Origin of the sequence: Streptomyces phaeochromogenes, assembly GCF_001418655.1 — a bacterium.
Lineage (GTDB): Bacteria > Actinomycetota > Actinomycetes > Streptomycetales > Streptomycetaceae > Streptomyces > Streptomyces phaeochromogenes.
Genome location: NZ_LIQZ01000184.1, coordinates 1 through 5,053 on the forward strand (window position 1 = coordinate 1; position 5,053 = coordinate 5,053).

Consider the following 5,053-nt stretch of genomic DNA (forward strand, 5'->3'; position numbering starts at 1 on the left):
CCCGGAGGCCTCCGGGGCGTCCGGGCCCTTGGGGGTCTCAGGGGACTGTGCGGTCTCAGAGGACTGCGAGGTCTCTGGGTTCTCTGGGGTCTCGTCCTGGCTGCTCATCGGCCTCACGCCCGGAAAACGTGACGGCGGATCGCCGCGGCGTTGGAGAAGATCCGGATGCCGAGGACGACCACGACACCCGTGGACAGCTGGGCGCCCACACCCAGCTTGTCGCCGAGGAAGACGATCAGCGCTGCCACGACGACGTTGGAGAGGAACGACACCACGAAGACCTTGTCGTCGAAGATGCCGTCGAGCATCGCCCGCAGACCTCCGAACACGGCGTCGAGCGCCGCGACGACGGCGATCGGAAGGTAGGGCTCGACCACCGCCGGAACCTCGGGCCGGACCAACAATCCAGCCACGACTCCCACGACGAGGCCCAGTACGGCGATCACGATGTGCCTTTCTCTGTGCTCGGTTGCGCTGTTCGTACGATCACACTCGGTGCGGCGGGCAGCCGGATGTCGTCCTCGACGGAAATGCCGGTCCGGATATGGAAGTTCTTCCGGAGGGCGTCCAGATACTGTCCGTCGCCGCTGTTCTGGAACGCGGTGCTCAGCCGCTCGCCGTCCCCCACAGCAAGGACTGTGTAGGGCGGCACCAAGGGCTTGTTGTCGACCAGTATCGCGTCACCGGCAGCCCGGATCGCGGACAGCGCCGTCAGCCGCTGCCCGTTGATCGAGATGGCCTCGGCGCCCGACTCCCACAGCCCGTTGACCACGCGCTGCATGTCGCGGTCGCGTACCCGCCCGGTGTCGGAGAAGCCCGACGTCTCGCGTGCGTCTCCGTCACCGCCCCCGTCGGCTTCCTTGGCGTCGTCCACGACGAGCTTCACACCGGGGCCGTGCACTTCGACCGCGCCGGCCAGGATGCCCACCAACTCGCCCTGGTCCCCGCCGTGCTTCTTGAGAGCCTCGCGCTGCCGCGCGCTCACGTCGTCGCGGAGTTTGTCGATACTGCCCTCGAGCTTGTCGGCCGCCGACGTCTCGCGGTCGATGCGGTCGATGAGTTCCTCGCGCTCCTTGGCGACGACCGGAGCCGCTATCCGCGCCTGCGCGGCCCCCACGGTCACCACGAGGGCCGCGAGCACCAGACCGGCCGCGAGTCCGAGCTTCGCCCGCAGTGTCTTCGGCAGGGCGCCGGTCCCGTCGGCCTTCTTGCGGGCAGCCGCCTCCGCGTACCCGTCGTCGAGGCTGTGGTCCATGACGTTGGTGAGCAGCGACATGGAGGCATCCAGGCGCGGGGGGCGCGTAGAAGTGCTCCGAACGGGGGGCTGCTGCGGCATGCCGCACATCGTCGCACGTCGCGGGCCGTACCTCCGAATGGCCCCACCGTCGTGCCGGACGTGCCCCTTTGAGGCACGTCCGGCACGCGCGCGTGCCGCTCAGCGACCGGCGCTGTCCACCACCGACGACCACTCGTCGAGCAGGGCCTGCGCGGACGCGTCGTCGGGCCCTTCGGCCCACAGATGCGTAACCGCCTCGGCCCGGTCCGGAAGAACCATCACCCAGCGCCCGTCGGTCTCTACCACGCGTACGCCGTCGGTCGTGTCCACGAACCGGTCGCCGGCCGCTTCGACCACGCGCCGCATCACAAGTCCCTTGACCGCCCAGGGAGTCGCGAGATCACGCTTGAGAACGTGCGCCCGCGGAATCCGCGCGTCGATCTGACTGAGAGTGAGCTGAGTCCGCGCCACGAGACCGATGAGCCGTACGAAGGCCGCCGTGCCGTCGAAGACACTGCTGAACTCCGGCACGATGAAACCACCGCGCCCGTCGCCTCCGAAGATCGTCGACTCCTCGCGCCCCACGCGCGTCAGATCGTCCGGCGACGTCGTCGTCCAGTCGACCTGGGTCCCGTGGTACGCCGCCACCTGCTCGGCGATCCTCGTGGTGGTCACGGGCAACGCCACCCGCCCGCTCCGGCGTTCGGCGGCCACCAGGTCGAGCATGACGAGCAGCGCCCGGTCGTCCTCGATGATCCGCCCCTTCTCGTCGACGAGCGACAACCGCTCGCCCACCGGGTCGAACCGCACCCCGAACGCCGCCCGCGCGGACGCCACGATCTCGCCGAGCCGCACCATCCCGGACCTGCGGGCGTCCGCGGTCTCGGTGGGCCGCGACTCGTCGAGACCGGGATTGATGGTCAGCGAGTCGACCCCGAGCTTGCCCAGCAGGCTGGGCAGCACCAGTCCGGCACTGCCGTTCGACGCGTCCACGACCACCTTGAGCCCGGACTCGGCGACCCCGGTGGTGTCCACATTCCGCAGCAGAGAACCGGTGTACGAGTCGAAGACACTGGCCGGGAAGTGCAGGTCCCCGATCTCGCCCGGGAAGGCACGCCGGTACTCCTGCCGCGCAAACACCCGGTCCAGCTTCCGCTGGCTCCCCTGCGACAGATCCGCCCCACGTCCGTCGAAGAACATGATGTCGACGGAGTCGGGAACCCCGGGCGTCGTCCGGATCATGATCCCGCCAGCACTGCCCCGAGCGGTCTGCTGCCGCGCCACCGGCAGCGGTACGTTCTCCAGGTCCCGTACGTCGATGGCGCTGGTCTGCAGCGCCGAGATGACCGCCCGCTTGAGCGCACGAGCGCCTCGCGAGTGGTCACGGGCGGTCGTGACGGTCGAGCCCTTCTTGAGCGTCGTCGCATACGCACCCGCCAGGCGCACGGCCAGCTCTGGCGTGATCTCGACGTTCAGGATCCCGGAGACTCCGCGGGCTCCGAAAAGATGGGCCTGGCCCCGCGACTCCCAGATGACCGACGTATTGACGAAGGCGCCGGCCTCGATGGTCTTGAACGGATAGACCCGCACATTGCCCTGAACGATCGATTCTTCACCGACCAGGCACTCGTCCCCGATGACGGCGCCGTCCTCGATGCGCGCGGCCCGCATGATGTCGGTGTTCTTGCCGATGACACAACCGCGCAGATTGCTGTGCTGGCCGATGTACACGTTGTCGTGCAACACGGCCTTGTGCAGAAACGCCCCTGCCTTCACGACGACATTGGAGCCCACCACGGTGTGCTCGCGGATTTCGACGTCCGCCTCGACCTTGGCGTAGTCCCCGATGTAGAGCGGTCCTCGCAGTACGGCGTCGGGGTGTACCTCGGCGCCTTCAGCGACCCAGACCCCGGGCGAGATCTCGAAGCCGTCGAGCTCGACGTCGACCTTGCCCTCCAGGACATCGGCCTGCGCCTTCACATAGCTCTCGTGCGTGCCGACGTCCTCCCAGTAGCCCTCGGCGATATAGCCGTAGATCGGCTTGCCCTCCTTCATCAGCTGAGGGAAGACATCGCCGGACCAGTCGACGGAGACATCGGCCTCGACATAGTCGAATACCTCTGGCTCCATGACGTAGATACCGGTGTTCACGGTGTCCGAGAAAACCTGGCCCCAGGTGGGCTTCTCGAGGAAGCGCTCGACCTTGCCTTCCTCGTCCACGATGGTGATACCGAATTCCAGCGGATTCGGGACTCGGGTCAGACAGACGGTGACCAGTCCGCCCTTTTCCTTGTGGAAATTGATCAGATCAGTGAGATCGAAGTCGGTCAGAGCATCACCGGAGATCACGAGGAAGGTGTCGTCCTTCAGCGCTTCCTCGGCGTTCTTGACACTGCCGGCAGTACCGAGTGGCTTCTCCTCATTGGCATAGGTGAGCTCCATGCCGAGCTCTTCACCGTCACCGAAGTAGTTCTTGACGAGAGAGGCCAGGAACTGGACAGTAACGACGGTCTCGTTGAGCCCATGCCGCTTGAGCAGCCGCAGCACATGCTCCATGATCGGGCGATTGGCCACGGGCAGGAGCGGCTTGGGCATGCTTGAGGTCATGGGGCGAAGGCGTGTGCCTTCACCTCCGGCCATCACGACGGCCTTCATGTCGGAAGCGTCCTCCTTGAAGAGACGACGGTCTAACCGACTTCACCCGTCAGATTGTCCCGCACATTCTGCTTGCGGGCCATCAGAGGCCACTAACGGCCGCCTATTCGGCGAGCTCAATCGGCCGTGGTGTCCGCGCGGACAAGGCGGCGGACCTGAACCACGTAGAGGATCCCTGCCCACCAGTAGAGCGTTGTACCCCATCCTGCGAACGCCCATCCGAAAATAGCAGCGAGTGACGCAAGCCATCCACTTCCGTCACTGAGCAGCAGCAACGGGAAGGCATACATCAGGTTGAACGTAGCAGCCTTCCCAAGGAAGTTCACCTGCGGAGGCGGATAGCCGTGCCGCCTGAGGATGCCCACCATCACCAGGAGAAGCAGCTCACGCGCCAGCAGGACACTTGTCAGCCACAGCGGCAGAATCTCGCGCCAGGTGAGCCCGACCAAAGTCGACAGAATGTATAGCCGGTCGGCCGCGGGGTCCAGCAGCCGGCCGAGGCTGCTGATCTGGTTCCAGCGACGGGCCAACTTGCCGTCCAAATAGTCGCTGATACCGCTGAGCATGAGCACCAGGAGTGCCCAGCCGTCACTCTGGGGACCGCCGAACTCCGGCCTGAGGATCAGCCACAGAAACAGCGGCACGCCTGCGAGACGCGCCATGCTGAGGATGTTCGGGATGGTGAGGACCCGGTCTGTCTGGACGCGGGTCTCCTGGACCTCCACCCGGGGGCCTCCTGTGGGAACGTGCCAACGATGCCCCCTGACCTTACCCTCAGGCATCTGCCCGCAGCGCGGAGGGGGTTCGGACGGCGTCCCGGAAAACAGAAAAGCTCCGGTTCTTGGACTGAAAGTCCAAGAACCGGAGCTCTAAAAGGAGTTCGGCGGTGTCCTACTCTCCCACAGGGTCCCCCCTGCAGTACCATCGGCGCTGTAAGGCTTAGCTTCCGGGTTCGGAATGTAACCGGGCGTTTCCCTCACGCTATGACCACCGAAACACTATGAAACTGTCAACCGGAGCCGTGGCCGTGGCTACGACGGTTGTTCGTGGTTTCAGAACCAACACAGTGGACGCGAGCAACTGAGGACAAGCCCTCGGCCTATTAGTACCAGTCAGCTTCAC

Annotated in this window: 4 protein-coding genes and 1 rRNA gene; all 5 read right to left on the reverse strand. The window is 65.7% G+C overall.

Annotated elements, in window-relative coordinates:
* Nucleotides 1-113: 113 nt before the first annotated feature.
* On the reverse strand, nucleotides 114-446 hold the full coding sequence (locus AOK17_RS24920) for a small basic family protein (protein WP_003988855.1): 333 nt from the start codon (nucleotides 444-446) through the stop codon (nucleotides 114-116).
* On the reverse strand, nucleotides 443-1,345 hold the full coding sequence (locus AOK17_RS24925) for a DUF881 domain-containing protein (RefSeq protein ID WP_107102489.1): 903 nt from the start codon (nucleotides 1,343-1,345) through the stop codon (nucleotides 443-445). The genes AOK17_RS24920 and AOK17_RS24925 overlap by 4 nt, the downstream gene beginning before the upstream one ends.
* A gap of 90 nt (nucleotides 1,346-1,435) precedes the next feature.
* Entirely contained in the window at nucleotides 1,436-3,931 is a 2,496-nt protein-coding gene (locus AOK17_RS24930; protein ID WP_055614786.1) for a mannose-1-phosphate guanyltransferase, read from the reverse strand.
* 116 nt (nucleotides 3,932-4,047) lie between these two features.
* Entirely contained in the window at nucleotides 4,048-4,656 is a 609-nt protein-coding gene (clsA, locus tag AOK17_RS24935) for a cardiolipin synthase ClsA (RefSeq protein WP_055614787.1), read from the reverse strand.
* 153 nt (nucleotides 4,657-4,809) lie between these two features.
* Nucleotides 4,810-4,926: ribosomal RNA gene (rrf, locus tag AOK17_RS24940) — 5S ribosomal RNA — on the reverse strand.
* Nucleotides 4,927-5,053: the final 127 nt, after the last annotated feature.